Source organism: Zooshikella ganghwensis (assembly GCF_018263875.1).
Classification (GTDB): domain Bacteria; phylum Pseudomonadota; class Gammaproteobacteria; order Pseudomonadales; family Zooshikellaceae; genus Zooshikella; species Zooshikella ganghwensis.
Genome location: NZ_JAEVHG010000016.1, coordinates 42,964 through 57,877, shown reverse-complemented (window position 1 = coordinate 57,877; position 14,914 = coordinate 42,964). Strand labels below are relative to the sequence as shown.

The 14,914-nt window shown below is 38.8% G+C and carries 10 protein-coding genes; 1 reads left to right on the top strand and 9 read right to left on the bottom strand.

Annotated elements, in window-relative coordinates; all coding sequences use genetic code 11:
- The first annotated feature begins 126 nt into the window (after window positions 1–126).
- Window positions 127–1,284, top strand: coding sequence for a Card1-like endonuclease domain-containing protein (locus tag KHS79_RS19270; RefSeq protein WP_212721101.1), 1,158 nt, complete (start codon window positions 127–129; stop codon window positions 1,282–1,284).
- 239 nt (window positions 1,285–1,523) lie between these two features.
- Here KHS79_RS19270 and KHS79_RS19265 read toward each other — a convergent pair whose 3' ends face one another.
- The 9 genes from KHS79_RS19265 to rpoD all read right to left on the bottom strand — a co-directional run bounded on the left by KHS79_RS19265 (window position 1,524) and on the right by rpoD (window position 14,777).
- Window positions 1,524–1,766 carry a hypothetical protein gene (locus tag KHS79_RS19265; protein ID WP_038291216.1) on the bottom strand — a complete coding sequence of 81 codons (243 nt, stop codon included), beginning with the start codon at window positions 1,764–1,766 and terminating at the stop codon, window positions 1,524–1,526.
- Window positions 1,767–1,771: 5 nt separating this feature from the next.
- Window positions 1,772–2,290 (bottom strand): rhomboid family intramembrane serine protease, encoded by a 519-nt coding sequence (locus tag KHS79_RS19260; RefSeq protein WP_212721100.1) that lies wholly within the window; start codon window positions 2,288–2,290, stop codon window positions 1,772–1,774.
- A gap of 76 nt (window positions 2,291–2,366) precedes the next feature.
- The gene (locus KHS79_RS19255; protein WP_212721098.1) at window positions 2,367–7,733 is read right to left on the bottom strand and encodes a DNA repair ATPase; all 5,367 of its coding nucleotides are present in this window, start codon (window positions 7,731–7,733) and stop codon (window positions 2,367–2,369) included.
- Window positions 7,734–8,042: 309 nt separating this feature from the next.
- Window positions 8,043–10,154 carry a flotillin family protein gene (locus KHS79_RS19250; protein WP_212721096.1) on the bottom strand — a complete coding sequence of 704 codons (2,112 nt, stop codon included), beginning with the start codon at window positions 10,152–10,154 and terminating at the stop codon, window positions 8,043–8,045.
- A 478-nt stretch (window positions 10,155–10,632) separates the two neighbouring features.
- Window positions 10,633–11,262: a hypothetical protein gene (locus tag KHS79_RS19245; RefSeq protein WP_212721094.1), complete on the bottom strand. Its 630-nt coding sequence runs from the start codon at window positions 11,260–11,262 to the stop codon at window positions 10,633–10,635.
- On the bottom strand, window positions 11,262–11,612 hold the full coding sequence (locus KHS79_RS19240; protein WP_027708356.1) for a hypothetical protein: 351 nt from the start codon (window positions 11,610–11,612) through the stop codon (window positions 11,262–11,264). Before KHS79_RS19240 ends, KHS79_RS19245 begins: the two co-directional genes overlap by 1 nt.
- 45 nt (window positions 11,613–11,657) lie before the next feature.
- Window positions 11,658–12,350, bottom strand: a complete 693-nt coding sequence (locus KHS79_RS19235; protein ID WP_094788666.1) for a PspA/IM30 family protein — start codon at window positions 12,348–12,350, stop codon at window positions 11,658–11,660.
- Window positions 12,351–12,368: 18 nt separating this feature from the next.
- The gene (locus tag KHS79_RS19230) at window positions 12,369–12,776 is read right to left on the bottom strand and encodes a YjfI family protein (RefSeq protein ID WP_212721092.1); all 408 of its coding nucleotides are present in this window, start codon (window positions 12,774–12,776) and stop codon (window positions 12,369–12,371) included.
- Window positions 12,777–12,938: 162 nt separating this feature from the next.
- Window positions 12,939–14,777, bottom strand: a complete 1,839-nt coding sequence (gene rpoD / locus KHS79_RS19225; RefSeq protein WP_027708359.1) for an RNA polymerase sigma factor RpoD — start codon at window positions 14,775–14,777, stop codon at window positions 12,939–12,941.
- Window positions 14,778–14,914: the final 137 nt, after the last annotated feature.

The window sequence follows — 14,914 nt, the reverse complement described above, 5'->3', positions numbered from 1 at the left end:
GGCTTTAAGTGATATAACCACTTTATTAGTTATAATTTGCAAAATATTACAGTGGATCTGGTGTTTTAAAGCTGGCAGTGGAATGATAAGGCTTTCTATTAAAAGGCATATCTGGTGGTTACTGTGATGGCTGAGAAAAAAGTACAAGTAATTTTATTTAGCGAATCCATAAGCGCTAATGTAACTCCTATCCTCGACTCCAGAATGCGGCCAAATGAGGTTATATTTGTTGCTACTGCAGCCTTAGATCAAGCTGTGAGCTATACATCGACATTAATTGAGGCGAGTGGCATCACTACTAAAATCGTTTTTATTAGTGATGAGTGGAACTTTAGTGGGCATTTAATGGCTATAAACGCTTTGCTTCAGGATAGAGATACTATTGATTATGTATTGAATATATCAGGTGGTAATAAAGTTTTAGCTATCGCAGCTTATGAAGTCTTCAAACAGAACAATTTGGGCATCTTTCAGGTAAATCAAACTTGTGATGCTGTTGTGTGGTTGAATAATCCCAACGAGATAGGGAAAATAAACTTAGAAGATCATCTGACAATTGAGCGGTATTTCCAATTGCAGGGCGTTGCAGTTACAAATATGCAAATGACGAAGGTTTCTTATGACGCGCAACGAATAGGAAAGCGATGGGTTAAACGCGCTAGGTATTTGACTAAGGGATTAGCATTACTTAATCACTTAGCATCAACGGCAAATAATCTAAAGCTCTGTTCTCGCCGCTTATCCAGTCAAGAGTATTATAATGCTCAACTTCAAGAGTTAGTGGGGTCTTTGGAATACTATCAGATGGTTAGGTTGGAAAAAAAACGCTTAATATTTTCAAGTGAAGAGGCTAGAGCATTTTGTAATGGGTTTTGGTTGGAAGAATATGTTTTTTCTGAGTTAGATAAAATAGCAGCAGAAAGTGACTATATACAAAATGTTGCCAGAGGCGTTGAAGTCGTTTGGGATTATGGTAATAGTACTGTTAGAAATGAACTGGATGTCGTTTTTTTAGCAAATAACCGGTTGTTTATTATAGAGTGTAAAGCTAGGAACTTTTTAGCGCAAAGGAAGAGTGGAATTAATACTATTTATAAAATGGAAGCTTTATTGCATAGGCTTGGGGGTAAAAATACCTGTGGTATTATAGCCTCATTTGGAAGCTTTAATAGACATAATAAAGAGCGTGCAAGATTGATGGGGCTTTACATTTTAGAAGCAGAAACGCTGTTGGATCTGAAAACACATATCTTGGGTATTTTGCGAGATATTGAACAGTATTAAGTCAATTCGTATTTGTGAATATCACATTAAATCTAGGGGCTTCTTTATTTGAAGGCCCCTTAAAAGTATATTATTTGTGCTTTCTTAAAAAAGCTTTTATTATACCCAAAATGAAGGGTTTTTAGGGGCGGCCGTCAAGTGATGAAGCCCCCGGAGGTTATATTAATAAGTGACTGGGGTGAAGAGCGCTGACAACAAACCCTAAAAATGATTCGTGAAGGGTAGAGAGTCACTTATTATTAAAAGCTATACTTATCACGTACTTGAGCTATCTTGGCCTGCAACTCATCCGATATTTCTTCTATCCTTACTTTGTTAAGAATATTAGTTAATACTCTTTTCTCGTCATCATCAACAACTCCGTCACGGAGGGCGATAGTCATTAGCTGATCAAATTCGTTGGCATTTAACTTGCCATCACTTGCAAAAATATTTACCGCGTAGGTTGCCAACTTGATATAGTCGTGTGTTGTTGTATTCATAAAATTTATTCCTGTAATTTTTTCTTGGTAGGTGTTTGCTTATATAATAGCCAGGCCATGAGTCCACCACTTAACAGTCCTGCTAAGTGGCCTTCCCAAGAAACCTGTTGTGTATTGGGAAAAAGTCCGAAGATTAAACCGCTATAGGTGATGACGACAATAAGTGCGATGATAAGTGAAATGGGACTTCGATCAAACCAGGCTCGGCTGACAAGAAAACCAAAGTAACCATAAATCAGTACACTTGCTCCTATATGAATGGCTGCGCGACCAAACAGCCAGACAACGATACCGGATGCAATACTAATAAATAGTGTGGTTAAAAAGAAGTAATTGCTTCCACGTACAGCCACTAACAATCCTAAAATGGTGAAAGGAATGCTATTGGTGAGTAAGTGGTCAAAACTACCATGTAAAAAACTCCAATAAAATATTGCAGTAAAGTGGCTTATGCTACGAGGAACTAGCCCAAACTGATTGAGCTGGTAACCTAGTAGAAGGTTGACTAAATGAATTAGCCACATAAAACCTAAAAGACCTATTACACTTTTCCAGCAGGAAATATTAGTAACCTTTGAATTAAGCATAGTGAATAATATTTTATTGACGATCCAAAATGGCTTTAAATTGAGCTGATAACTCGTTAACTTTGCGCAATATATTTTGATCAAGTCCAATTTTATGATTCATGGTTGTAACGACAGGCATGAGTGAAGACTCTACTGTGTTTGCGAGGGCACTTAGTGATTGCTCCAGCACAGGGCTTGGCTGGTTAACAACATTGATAGAAAAATCGATGGTTTCAAGGTTTTTCTGGATTTGTTGGCAGGCATCACTTAACGCAGTAATATGTTGTAGGCCATGACTACTTTCTACCAGACTTTCACCGATCATTGTCATTGCTTTACTGATATTACCCAGTTGATGCTGAAGCATTTTACTTGCTGCGAGAGACTGTTTCTGTTGTTGTCCCAGAGTCTGGTGTACTGTTTGCTGAAAACCAGTAAGGTGCTCTGACCAGGCTTGTGCCGATGTTGACTGGCTTAAGCTTTTTTCGATACCGGTTAAACCTTGGTTTAAGCTAGCAATTTGAAAAGCAATTTTAGTCAGTGTATCTTGTTCATCGCCGCCAAGGGCAATTCGTTTAGTGAACTCATCTTTGATTTTTTGCCAGCGAGTAGTCTCGTCGTCATTCAAAAACTGCATTATTTCTTTAAGCTTAAGTAGGTTTTCCTCTGCACCAAAAGTTAATGTTTGAGCTTCTCCTACATAGTGGTCAAGTATCAGGTTGTTTAACTCCTCATCATTCATAATGGCAACTACTTTTTCAGCCATTTTGTTCATATTTCGGTAACTTCCTTGTAGTTTAAAAGGAGGCTCTGTTCTGTAAGCATCTGCTGTAGCAGCAGATTTTATGTAAGCTTGATTAACTTTAAGGACAAATTTTTGAATATGGAGAAGCTTTCGTAAAACACTTAGTATTTCTTCAAGTTCAGCACCTGAATAGTCGTACTCTAACTGTCCATTTGCTGATTGTTTACCTTTAGCCATATCAATAAGATGATATACGTCAGATAAACTACGAGTGGCTAATGGTGCCAATACAGCGTTAGAGGTTAAACTGTTTTCAATGTAGCTTAATTCAAACGTTTCTTCAGAACCGCTGAGTATATCCCCTAGATTATAAATGTCGGCACGGTTTGCGAGCATATCAGGAATTTTAAAGACCTCACCTGATTCTGTATAAGGGTTTCCAGCCATTGCGATGCAGAATTTTTTGCCTCTTAAATCATAGGTTTTGGTTTCACCATCCCAAACACCTTCTACCCGTCGCGTACCATCACACAGAGAAATAAATTTTTGTAAAAATTCAGGGTGTGTATGCTGTATATCATCTAAATACAACATGACATTATTGCCCATTTCAAAACTCAAGTTTAATTTTATAAGCTCTTGCTTTGCAGTTGCATTCGGGGCTTCTTCAGGGTCAAGTGAAATGACTTGATGACCTAACGAGGGACAGTTCACTTTAACAAAGATGAGTCCCAAGCGGTTGGCGATATACTCCATTAATGTTGTTTTTCCATAACCAGGAGGTGAAATAAGCAGTAATAGACCCATTAAGTCAGAGCGCTTCTGGTCACCTGCTGCTCCCATTTGTTTAGCTAAATTATCACCAATGATTTTAAAATAGACATCATTGATCAGTTTGTTTCGGACGAAGGAGGTGAGTGGCTTGGGGGTGAAATCATCAAGGCGTAATCGTTTACGCTCTTGCTCAAGGAGCTTATGCTTTATGCTGACAAGCTTTTCAAAGTTAGCAGTGTCTGTTTGGGTAAAATACTGTAGACGGTTATTGAACTCAGCTAAAGAAAAGGGTAGCTCTCCCTGTTGAATTCGTGGATGATCTCCTAGCATACCTGAAATACTATTACTTTCGGGGAGTGATAGGGTTTTGAGAGACAGCTTTTTATTGGTTAAGATGACTGTCACTGCATCAGCAATAACAGTGTCACGTATACTCTCAGGCATATCTTTTGTTAATGCACTTAACCAATGATAAAGCAATTCCCATTGAGCTTGAAAATTATCACTTAATTCAATTAGTGTTTTTTCAAAAGCAGCATAATAATTCAAGTCATGAAGGGTCTTATCAAGCTGCTCTGCTAGTTGTTGTCCTTGGACACTAATCATAAACTGAGTAGAGGATACGGCTAACACGTCAACGAGGTATTTAGCTGTACTTGTTAAATCGATAGATGCATTAGGTGATTTGTCTTGATAGAATGCCTTTAAATTTTCCTCCAGCTCATCAACCAGCGCATTTAGCGCTTTACTTTCTCCCATCTTATTAGCCAGTATCAGGGCACCTTGAGCTTTACCTGATAGCATATTAACATGTGAAGAGTTGCTTTGAATCGATAACCAAAAGTATGCAGCGCAACATCTTGATAGCCCTGCATATTTTAATAATCCTTGTGTTTCTAAAGCGGTTAAATATACCGTTAGTATTTTAGCACAATCATGATCATGAATACCTTTTTGATAACCTTCTTGATAACGAGGTGTCATATATTCACGAATAGCTTTTATTAGTTGCTCATTATCATATTTTAGTTCTTGTAGCTTTGCTACTGACCAGCCTTGTTCAAAATTTTCAGCTGACTGGATAATCTGATAAGCTAAATATTCAGCTCGATAAACAAATTGATTTTCAGACGAAATGGTTTGATTCCAATAGTCTTTTAAGCTTTCAAGTGCTTCATGATCAATAGGCTGGTAAAAATTTGTACCATTTAAGTGTAGATAAAGTTGACTATTTTTATGTATTAAACCAGTATCAAGCTGTTGTGTATTGACATTAAATAAATGTTTTCCGAGCTTTAATGTTTTACCTTGATCAGAGTATATTTCTGATTTATCTCGTAATGACTTGACTGCTTGATCTTTTATGCCTTTTAGTTGGGAGTGAAGGTCATCAGCTTTAACACTTTCTGTTAAGTTGATAAGCTGGTCTGAAAACGATTTAATTTTCAGCACCATGGCATCAGACGCAAAATAGGTATTAAGGTCTTCCACGGTAGTAAAACTTTGGCTGCGTCGTTCGATGCTTTTTAATACGCGTACTGCTGAATCATATAGATGTTGGGCTCGGCGTTGTCGCTCATCAAGCAGTGTTTGTTTAAGATTCTGGAATGTGTCGTATAACTCTTCACGCTTATTGAGAATTTCACCAAGATACTGTTCGTTTTCTGCAAACTGGCTTTCAATTTCTTCAAGCTGGATTGTTAGCTTCGTAAGCTCTTCATCGCAGCGTTCAGGCGTATCACTGACGCTGACTGCATTAGTAATACTAAGAGAAAATAGTTTAAACTGAGCGCCAAATTCGGCCACAGACTCTGTTGCTTTAATAGCTTTTAGTTTGTTCCGAGATTTAGCTTTTACCTGGTTTACCTGAGCATAAATTTCTGCCACTTTCTCCAGAATAATTGTCCTTTCTGGAGCCTCTTCAACTTCGAGTGTAGATAGAATATTGGTAAGTAAATCAAGACCTTCTGCTGTTTGTTCAATTTCATTCTGAATAGCCTTGAGTGACTTTGAATCTTCTGCTGTTGTAATTGACTCTTCAAATGTTTTGAGTTTTTGTTGGTAAGGGATTAGGGCTTCATCTTTACTAATGAAAGCAATTGTTTGCTGACTTATTTTGTCAATTATTTCATCTGTTTTTTTGTTGAGTTCTGCTAAGCGTTCTTCGTTGATATAACGTGTATCTTGCAGAGTAAGAAGATGACCTTTTTGTTTTTTAAAGTCGTTTAAAGCAGTTACAAACTGTTCAGGGCTATCCCAGCGCTCAGGGGTTAGTCCACTTAACAATGTTTTTTGTTGCTGTTCTGCTTTGTTTAATGCATCTTCTGCTCGATGCTGTAAGTGTTGTACTTTTTTGAACTCATCAAGTACTAACTCTGCATTTTTGACAATTTCTTTGACAGATGGGGCCAGATCGCCCACCTCACTTTGATCTAACCAATAATAATTATCAAATAATGTATTGCATTGGTTTATGAGGGATGTATAAACTTGCGTACTTGGCTGTAATTGTAGAATAGCTTTACTAATACTGTATAAGTCAGAAATTGCTCGCACAAGCTCAGCGTTACCTAACGTTGCAAATAAGCCTGTAGCTGTTTCTTGAGCACTGGCAAAGTCATCACTGACAAATGGCGTTTGCCAGATTTGCATAGGGTGAATATGTGTTGGTTCTTCACCACTATCTGAGAAAATAATCATTTTCCCATCAGGATATAAAGCGTAACCATGCCCTTCAATCGGGTTAGTTAACGTCTTGGTAATAAGGTTGTAAGCACATAACACTAAGCGTCCTGCAACAGGTTCATAATATACATAAAGTATATCTTCACCATTAGGTGATTTAATTGTACGTTTATAAACAAGATTTTCTGTGTTAATTGTTGAAAATGTTTTGTGCTCACCTGTAGTAAGATAATATCCCCCAGGATAAATTATTCCGTGATTTTCTGGTAACTGTTGGCATGAGTTGCCTAACTCATCTATTCGTGTGACAGTATTCAGAAGGGTATTAAATACTAAATACCGATACGATTCTTCACGATAAGGTTTTACTTTGAGTAAAATTAGATTAAACAAATCTGCATAGTAGATTTCTGCATCATCCAGTGATTGGTGCAAATCATCTACAGGCTCACTATATATACCTTGTCCATCAGCGGTGTTATTTTCAACTTTAACGGTAAGGTCACCATTAATCGTTTCAATAAACACCTTGTCAAGTATATTGATATGTGAATGCTCACCGAGTACATGATTATCTCGAGTTGTAGGCGTCCACTCAAAATCATGAGTAGCAGGCAGGGTAATATCACGTTCACCACGATTATCAATATAGCTAGGATTAGTACTATCCAAAGACCAGCGAAAGACACGAATATCGCCTACTTTTTGGCCGATCTGGAATGCAGCAAGTAGCATATTGTTGGTGGCACGGAGCTGAATCAGCTTAGCATGTTTATAATATGTGTAGAGTTCTTTAAAGTCGTCTAAAAACTTTTGGTCGTAAAGAAAACTTGTTTTTAATTCAATTGGAGTAATTTGTAACTCATTGGGGCTATCCTCAGAGAGTTGGTAAAGTGCAAAAACATCACTAATAGCATGTTCTTTTTTTAGCCCCATAAAAACATTAAAACCAAAAAGTAACTGGTTGCCTATTCTGACAATATCGCGTGCAACACAGTTATTCTCTGTTCTTGTTCGAACACGGTTTATGATAGAGATTTCTGTTTTGCCAAAGGCTGCAATACGTTGTTCATTTAACTGGGAAATTCTTTCATTAAGGGCTGATGCCTGCTGATGGAGCCGTGTTTTTAAAACTTCGTAGGCACCTTCTTGATGGACAGCTTGTTCCAGTACTTGTTCTGTATTATTAGTCACGGCTACAACCTCTTACTAAAACAGCTAAAGAAATCATCAATGTCTATACCCAGTTTGTTGAAGATAAAATGACTATTGTTTACATATAAAAGTGATGTGTCGGGTAATGATCGCTAGCTGAGTTTGGCATTCTGTTAATTTTGGGGTGGTTGAACTCATTAACTACTGTCTTCGTAGTGATGTGCAATTTGACTGTTTATTCAGCTTCACTTTGAAATATTGCTTTCCAAAACTTGTCGTAGACGAAGACATCAATGCTGGCCAAAATGCCGCCAGCATTGAGTAAAGCATTGTTAGCTTTTGTAGTTATCAAGCTTTTTCATCTTTGGCTGAGACTTGATCTATGGTATTCACGGATGCGTCCCCATTAGATTTACCCATAAATTGACTAAGCATGGTGGCAATAGATTGTAAAGTAACTGACTTATCAACAGCGCCATCAATAGCTTTTCCAACCGACAGGGCACTGGCAAATCGATCAAAGTATTGTCCATCACCACTGACAATATCGATGTTGGCTTGTTTTAAAGCTTCTGCCAGTACTTTTGCTTGCTCATGTGCAATTTCTTTATTGGTGGCAATAGATGACATATTTTCAGCATGTGAGGTATCCAGCTTCATGCGGAACTCTTCATGTTCTCTGGCCACATCACTGATTTCACCCATAGCTGCAAATTTCTCACGTAAGCCATCAGCTTCAGCTTTAAATCGTTCTTTGATAGCTTCAGCTTCTGCAAGTCCTTGTTTTTCAATCGCTTCTGCTTCAGCAATTTTGACCTTAATATCCACCAAGGCCTGTTTCTCTTGACTAAGAGCGTCAGCTTCTTTAACCCGGACTTCAGCCATACCCAGCTGTTCTTTTCCTTGCGCCTCAGCTTGCATTTTTTCTGCAGATGCTTTGGCTTCTGCCAAGCCTTTTTGCTCAATACCCAAGGCTTCTGCGCGCATTTTTTCCTGCAAGACTTTCGCTTGTGCTAAGCCTTGTTTTTCATAACTGATAGCTTGAGCTTCATCAATCTCAGCTTTTGCTAATCCTGGTGCAGCTTGTTCGGCTTTAACACCTTCAGCAATGCGAATCTTGGCAGCTGCTTCTTTTTCAGACGTTTCAAGCTCGGCTTGAGCAATAGTCAACATTTCTTTGGCTGCAAATACAGCTTTTTGCTCAGCAGCTTCTGCGGCTTTAAGCTCTTTTACCAGTGATTCTTGCGCTTCTGCTTCCGCTTCCATAACACGTACATCTTTGGCTCGTTCCGCTTCAGACAGTACGCGTACCCTTTTGATATTTTCTTCTTCTTCTGCCACTGTTCGATCAACAGCAACCCGCTCGCGCGTGACATCAGCGATTGCTTTGCGTTCTTCTTCTAATGCTTTCTCTTTAGCAATACGTTGTAATTCAACTTCTTTTTCTCTGGAAATGGTTTCTAGCTGACGAACACGCTCAACTTTTTCTGTTTCGATGGCTACAGCCCGTTCGCGATTTTTTTCAGCAACTTCAATTTCGCGCTGTTTATTTTGTTGAAGCACCTCAATTTCCTGATCTGCTTGAATTCTGGCTTGCTCTGCTTTGAGATTTTCTTCTGTTGCAACACGATCAGACTCAGCTGTTTCTCGTGCTTGTATGTTGGCAATTTCACGCTGTTGGCGGGCCTCAGCATCAGCTTCCTGGCGCTCAAGCTCCAGAATCATCTCTCGTGATTCGACATTTTTCTTTTTGATTTGAAGCTCTTCTTCCCGCTTTAAATTATTGGTATTAACATTTTGAGCGGCAGTCAGCTCTGTTATTTTACGAATACCTTGTGCATCAAGAATATTTTCTTTATCAAGCAAGCTAATCGGAGTTTGTTCCAGATAGTCAATGGCTACATCTGTTAGTTCATAACCATCAAGATCATTAGAGCTTGTGCCAATTTGTTCAAGTATTTTTTCACGAAACAGTGCCCGTTCTCGATAAAGGTCTTCAAAATCCAGTTGCTTACCAACAGTTTTTAAGGCTTCGGAAAACTTTGCATTAAATAACTCCTCAAGTGTTTGAGGTGTGGATGCGCGTTCGCAACCAATGCGAGATGCTACTTGGAGAACAGCTTCAGCTGTCTTATTTATACGCACGAAAAAGGCAACATCAATATCTGCACGAATGTTATCTTTACAAATAAGACCTTCTTTACCTTTTCGGTTAATCTCAATCTTTTTTTGAGAGATATCCATAATTTCTTTCTTATGGATAACTGGAAGCACTAATTTTCCTGTAAAACTTACAATTGGGTCTTTTTTAAGAGTGTTAACGATAAGGGCTTTTCCTTGATCGACTTTTACATAAAATTTATTGATTAAAAGGGCAAACACAAAAATTATAAACAGTGTAATGCCTATACTTACAATAAAAGGCATCAAACTTGTCAATAAGTCGCCTTCACCGTGCATAAAATACTCCTTGGGGTAAATACTCGTTTAAGTGTTGAGATTATACTTGTCACAACTCTTTTTTATGGTTTACTCGTCACGTTTATTTATAATACTTTCAGTAAAGCCCTGACATTATTATAATTTTAGTAAAAATCATTGCTTGAAATAGTTAAGGCATCTTGTCGTAATTAATTAGCAAAGTTAATTGTATGCTAGCCATTATTAGTGTTACGACTTAATCAAGCCTAAAAAATTTGATTATAGCTATCGTATAACTCTAATTATTACACTTTTTTAAAAGAGCGAACTTTTAATCACTATGCAGTTCTAATGTGGTTTTTACACAATAATTAATATTTATGATCTGTACTTAAGTACTTTTTTTGGCAAATGAGTTACTGTCCAACTTGGTCTTCTCCGTTCTCTACTTGTGTGAGCTGCTGGGAAAGTTGAGCATAACGTTCTGGTGTAATGGGTTATAGATTAGATCGAACCTTTAATCAATGCTGGCAACTTTATAAATATTTTTATCTGGATCGCAGTCAATAATAAGAACTTTGTCACCTTTGTGGATGGTGTTAGGTTCGCTTGATCGAATATGAATGATAATTGAGTCACTGTCTTTTGTTACTTCTGCTCGACCAAAGTGTTCATCAACTTTGCTACTTGTCACAATACAAGTAGTGCCTACAATGGAACCCAAACGACTGTCATGGGTTTGAAATAAGGGTCTTAATGGTTGAATGATACGTGCTGTAATTGGCACAGATATAAGGAAGCTAATAACAATACAAGCAAGTCCGAGAACGTTGTGAATCCAGCCAGGTTCAAGTAGCTGTAATAGAAAGAAATCTGTAAAGTAAGTGAGAATCCAGCTTAGTAAAACGAGTAGGCTTATGACAATCGTCAGGGGCACACCTGTGAGTCCACAAGAAATCAAAAGGCCACTGATAGATCCCGTTAATCCGGTAAACTCAATATCACCATCAATATCAAGATCTAAATCCAGAATATCTATGTCAAGTAAGCCAATTAATGACAGTAGCCAGTAAGCTAGAATAAATGCTAACAGTACAGAGTATACGATAGTTGGAAAAGAAGAAATGATGTTAAGAAATGCTACCATTATTCATCTGTCCGAGTTTGTGGTTTAGCTAAAGCGTGTTCAATAAGAGCTTCAGCTGCTTTGTGTTTAATCTGTACTTTATCATCTGGAGCCAGCTCAAACTTTTCAGCAAGAAAGATAAAGTCGTCAGGTGACAATGAGATAGATAAGCGTGGTCTTTGAGGCTTTTTGTTAACCGGCAGTCCAAGAATTTCTCGAATGAGATCCGAGGGGTTTAGGTGTTTATCGACGGCTTCTCGTCGAATAGATAAATGGATTTCCTCACCCAGGTCGAATGCTACTTGAACAGCTTTAAGTGCTTTTTTTTCCTGTTGCCACTTTTCAGGCAATATAGCTTTTTTCTTAGCCATATCCAGTTACAATTATTAAGTTAGTGTAAAATTAAATAACAAAAATTAGTCATTTTGTTGACTTTGTTTTATTTTTTCTAAAATGTCTTCTGCTCGGTTGTTTTTAATGATTCCTGCTTCAGTTAACTTTTTCTCCAACTGTTTATCTTCTGACTCATTGGCAAGTTGATCTGCAGCTTGTTGCTTGTATTTTTCTTCCTCTTGCTGCTTGGCGATGCGGTCAAGAGTTTCTTTTGCGGTGATTAATTTTGAATTGCCTGCAGAGAAGTTAGCGGAAATAGTTGATGTAGTTTGTTGTACTTTTTCTGTGGTTTTAACCATAGCCAGTTGGCGCTGATAGTCCCGCAATTGTCGTTCTGTTTTTTGAATCAGTACTTTTAATTGATTGGTATTACTTTGATAGTCTACGACAGTTTGTTTTACTTGGTTATGTTCACTTTCGAGCGCTGCAATTTTTTCTGCGATTTCCAGGGCCAGTGACTCGTTTTGGTTATTTAAGGCTTCTTTTACGTAGTTTTCATGCTTTTTTATATCAAGTTGGACTTTTTGCAGCTCATCTTCTGACTGGAGTTGCTTGGCAAGTAGTGTAGTCAGTTCTACTTTAGCTTCTTGTAAGTGTTGTTCAGCTTCAGTAATTTCCTGCTCAAATATACGTGTACTGTTAGCATCAATAATAGCATCACCAAGTTCACGGGCACTGCTTCGTAAAGCGGTAAGTAATTTTTGCATGACATTCATAGTGAGTACTCCTAAAACCTACTTTAAAAACGTTTGTAGTGCTGTGGTCGCTTCTAGTGCATTTTCATGTAATGTGATTATTTCATGAATAATGTCATCAAAAGAGGAGTGGATTGATAATGCTCCAAAAATTAAGTATTTATCTCCTGATTTAGCAAATGATGAGAGAGGCATGGGCACATTAAGTTCTAGTAATGATTCAAGTAATGATAATCGATGTTCCTCAATGATTTGCTCTTCTGTCCATAAGTAGGCAATGCAGAGGATTTGTTGCTCTGTGATGGTTACAAAAATAGGTAATGGGTCTAAGTTGGTTACAGTTATTTGAAGTACGTCGGGGCAGCCAGGTATTGGCTGACAGTCAAACTCATAGCCTTCATGTTGAAGCAGGTTGTTAAAGCGCAGAGCAAGGTCTTGAATGTGCATATTACCTCCGCGATGCAATGATAGTTGCATAGTGGCAAAAATGACATATTATGTCAAATTCGACTGATAAGAGGTTTTCTATTACTAACAATAGAAAAAGCAGGCGTTTTGTGAAGGAGAAAGGGAAAGGTGAAAGCGAACCTGTCACTTTCACCTATAGGATTACTCGTCTAAGAAGCTGCGTAGATGGTCAGAACGGGTAGGGTGGCGCAACTTACGTAAAGCTTTGGCCTCTATTTGTCTTATACGCTCACGGGTTACATCGAACTGTTTACCGACCTCTTCTAAGGTGTGATCAGTATTCATATCGATACCAAAGCGCATACGTAGTACTTTAGCTTCACGAGCTGTAAGTCCAGAAAGCACTTCACGTGTTGCTTCACGAAGTCCTTCAATCGTAGCAGAGTCCACTGGAGACTGTATGGTGATATCTTCGATAAAATCACCTAAGTGTGAGTCTTCATCATCACCAATTGGAGTTTCCATGGAGATGGGCTCTTTAGCGATTTTGAGCACTTTACGAATTTTATCTTCCGGCATATCCATACGTTCGGCTAACTCTTCTGGAGTTGCTTCACGCCCCATTTCCTGCAGCATTTGCCGAGAAATACGATTGAGCTTGTTAATTGTCTCAATCATGTGGACAGGGATACGGATTGTTCTGGCCTGGTCAGCAATAGAGCGGGTGATAGCCTGTCGAATCCACCAGGTAGCATAGGTCGAAAACTTATAACCCCGGCGGTACTCAAACTTATCTACGGCTTTCATCAAGCCAATATTACCTTCCTGAATCAGGTCCAGAAACTGTAGGCCACGATTGGTGTATTTCTTGGCAATGGAAATAACCAAGCGTAAGTTGGCTTCAACCATTTCTTTCTTGGCGCGGCGTGCTCGGGCTTCACCAATTGACATGCGCCGATTAATTTCTTTAATTTCCTGAATGCTTAATTGAAACTTTTCTTCAATAGCAGCCAGTTTTCGTTGAGCACGCTGAATATCCTCAAGTTGCTCGGCAAGGACAGGAGAGTACTTTTCATTTCGAGCAATGAGTTCTGGAGCCCACTCTTGGTTTGTTTCGTTGCCTGGAAACTCCTTTAGGAAGTTTTTTCTAGGCATTTTGGCTAGACGAACACAGCTTTGCATAATAGCGCGCTCATTTCTCCTGATACGCTCAAGTGCATAGCGAACACGAAAAACGAGTAAATCAAACTGTCTAGGAACAAGCTTCAGCGGCATGAAGTATTCAGCAGCTGAGGCGAGAGCCTGGCCAGCTTCTTTAGAGTGACGGCCATGAGCTTCAATGGCCTTTAATGCTTCAGCAAAGTGATCATACAACGCAGTGAAACGGATTCTGGCTTCTTCTGGGTCAGGCCCAGTATCTTTTTCTTCGTCAGAGTCTTCTTCGTCTTCATCATCTAGCTCCATAAGGATTTCTTCGTCATCCTCAGGATTAAACTCTTCATTATTGATCGCTGCTGGCTCATTGCTATCTGGATCAATATAACCGCTGATCAGATCACTTAAACGGCCTTCTTCAGTGACAATACGGTTGTACTCTTCCAACACAATTTCAACGGAACCAGGAAAGTATGAGAGTGCAGACATTACCTCTCGTATACCTTCTTCAATCCGCTTTGCGATAGAAATTTCACCTTCTCGGGTGAGCAGCTCGACGGTACCCATTTCTCGCATATACATGCGAACAGGGTCAGTGGTGCGTCCAGCTTCTTGTTCTACTGCGGCTAATGCAGCGGCAGCTTCTTCAGCAGCGGCTTCATCTGTATCAGCTTCATTGAGTAACAACGTGTCGACATCAGGAGCTGCTTCATAAACTGCAATTCCCATGTCATTAATCATGCGGATAATATCTTCAACCTGATCCGGATCTGAGATATCCTCTGGTAAATGATCATTTACCTCGGCATAAGTAAGGTAGCCTTGCTCCTTACCTTTAGAAATAAGCTCTTTCAAGCGAGACTGTTGCTGCGAATTTCCGGACATAGTAACCCTTTAACAACGAACTCAGACGTGCCGACGAAATGGTAAGCCGCCTATTATAGCCTAAACCCCCGATTTTCTTCTAGATATTCTTCTGCAGAACTTTACAGTTATGTAGATGGGGTACGCCTCATTAGATA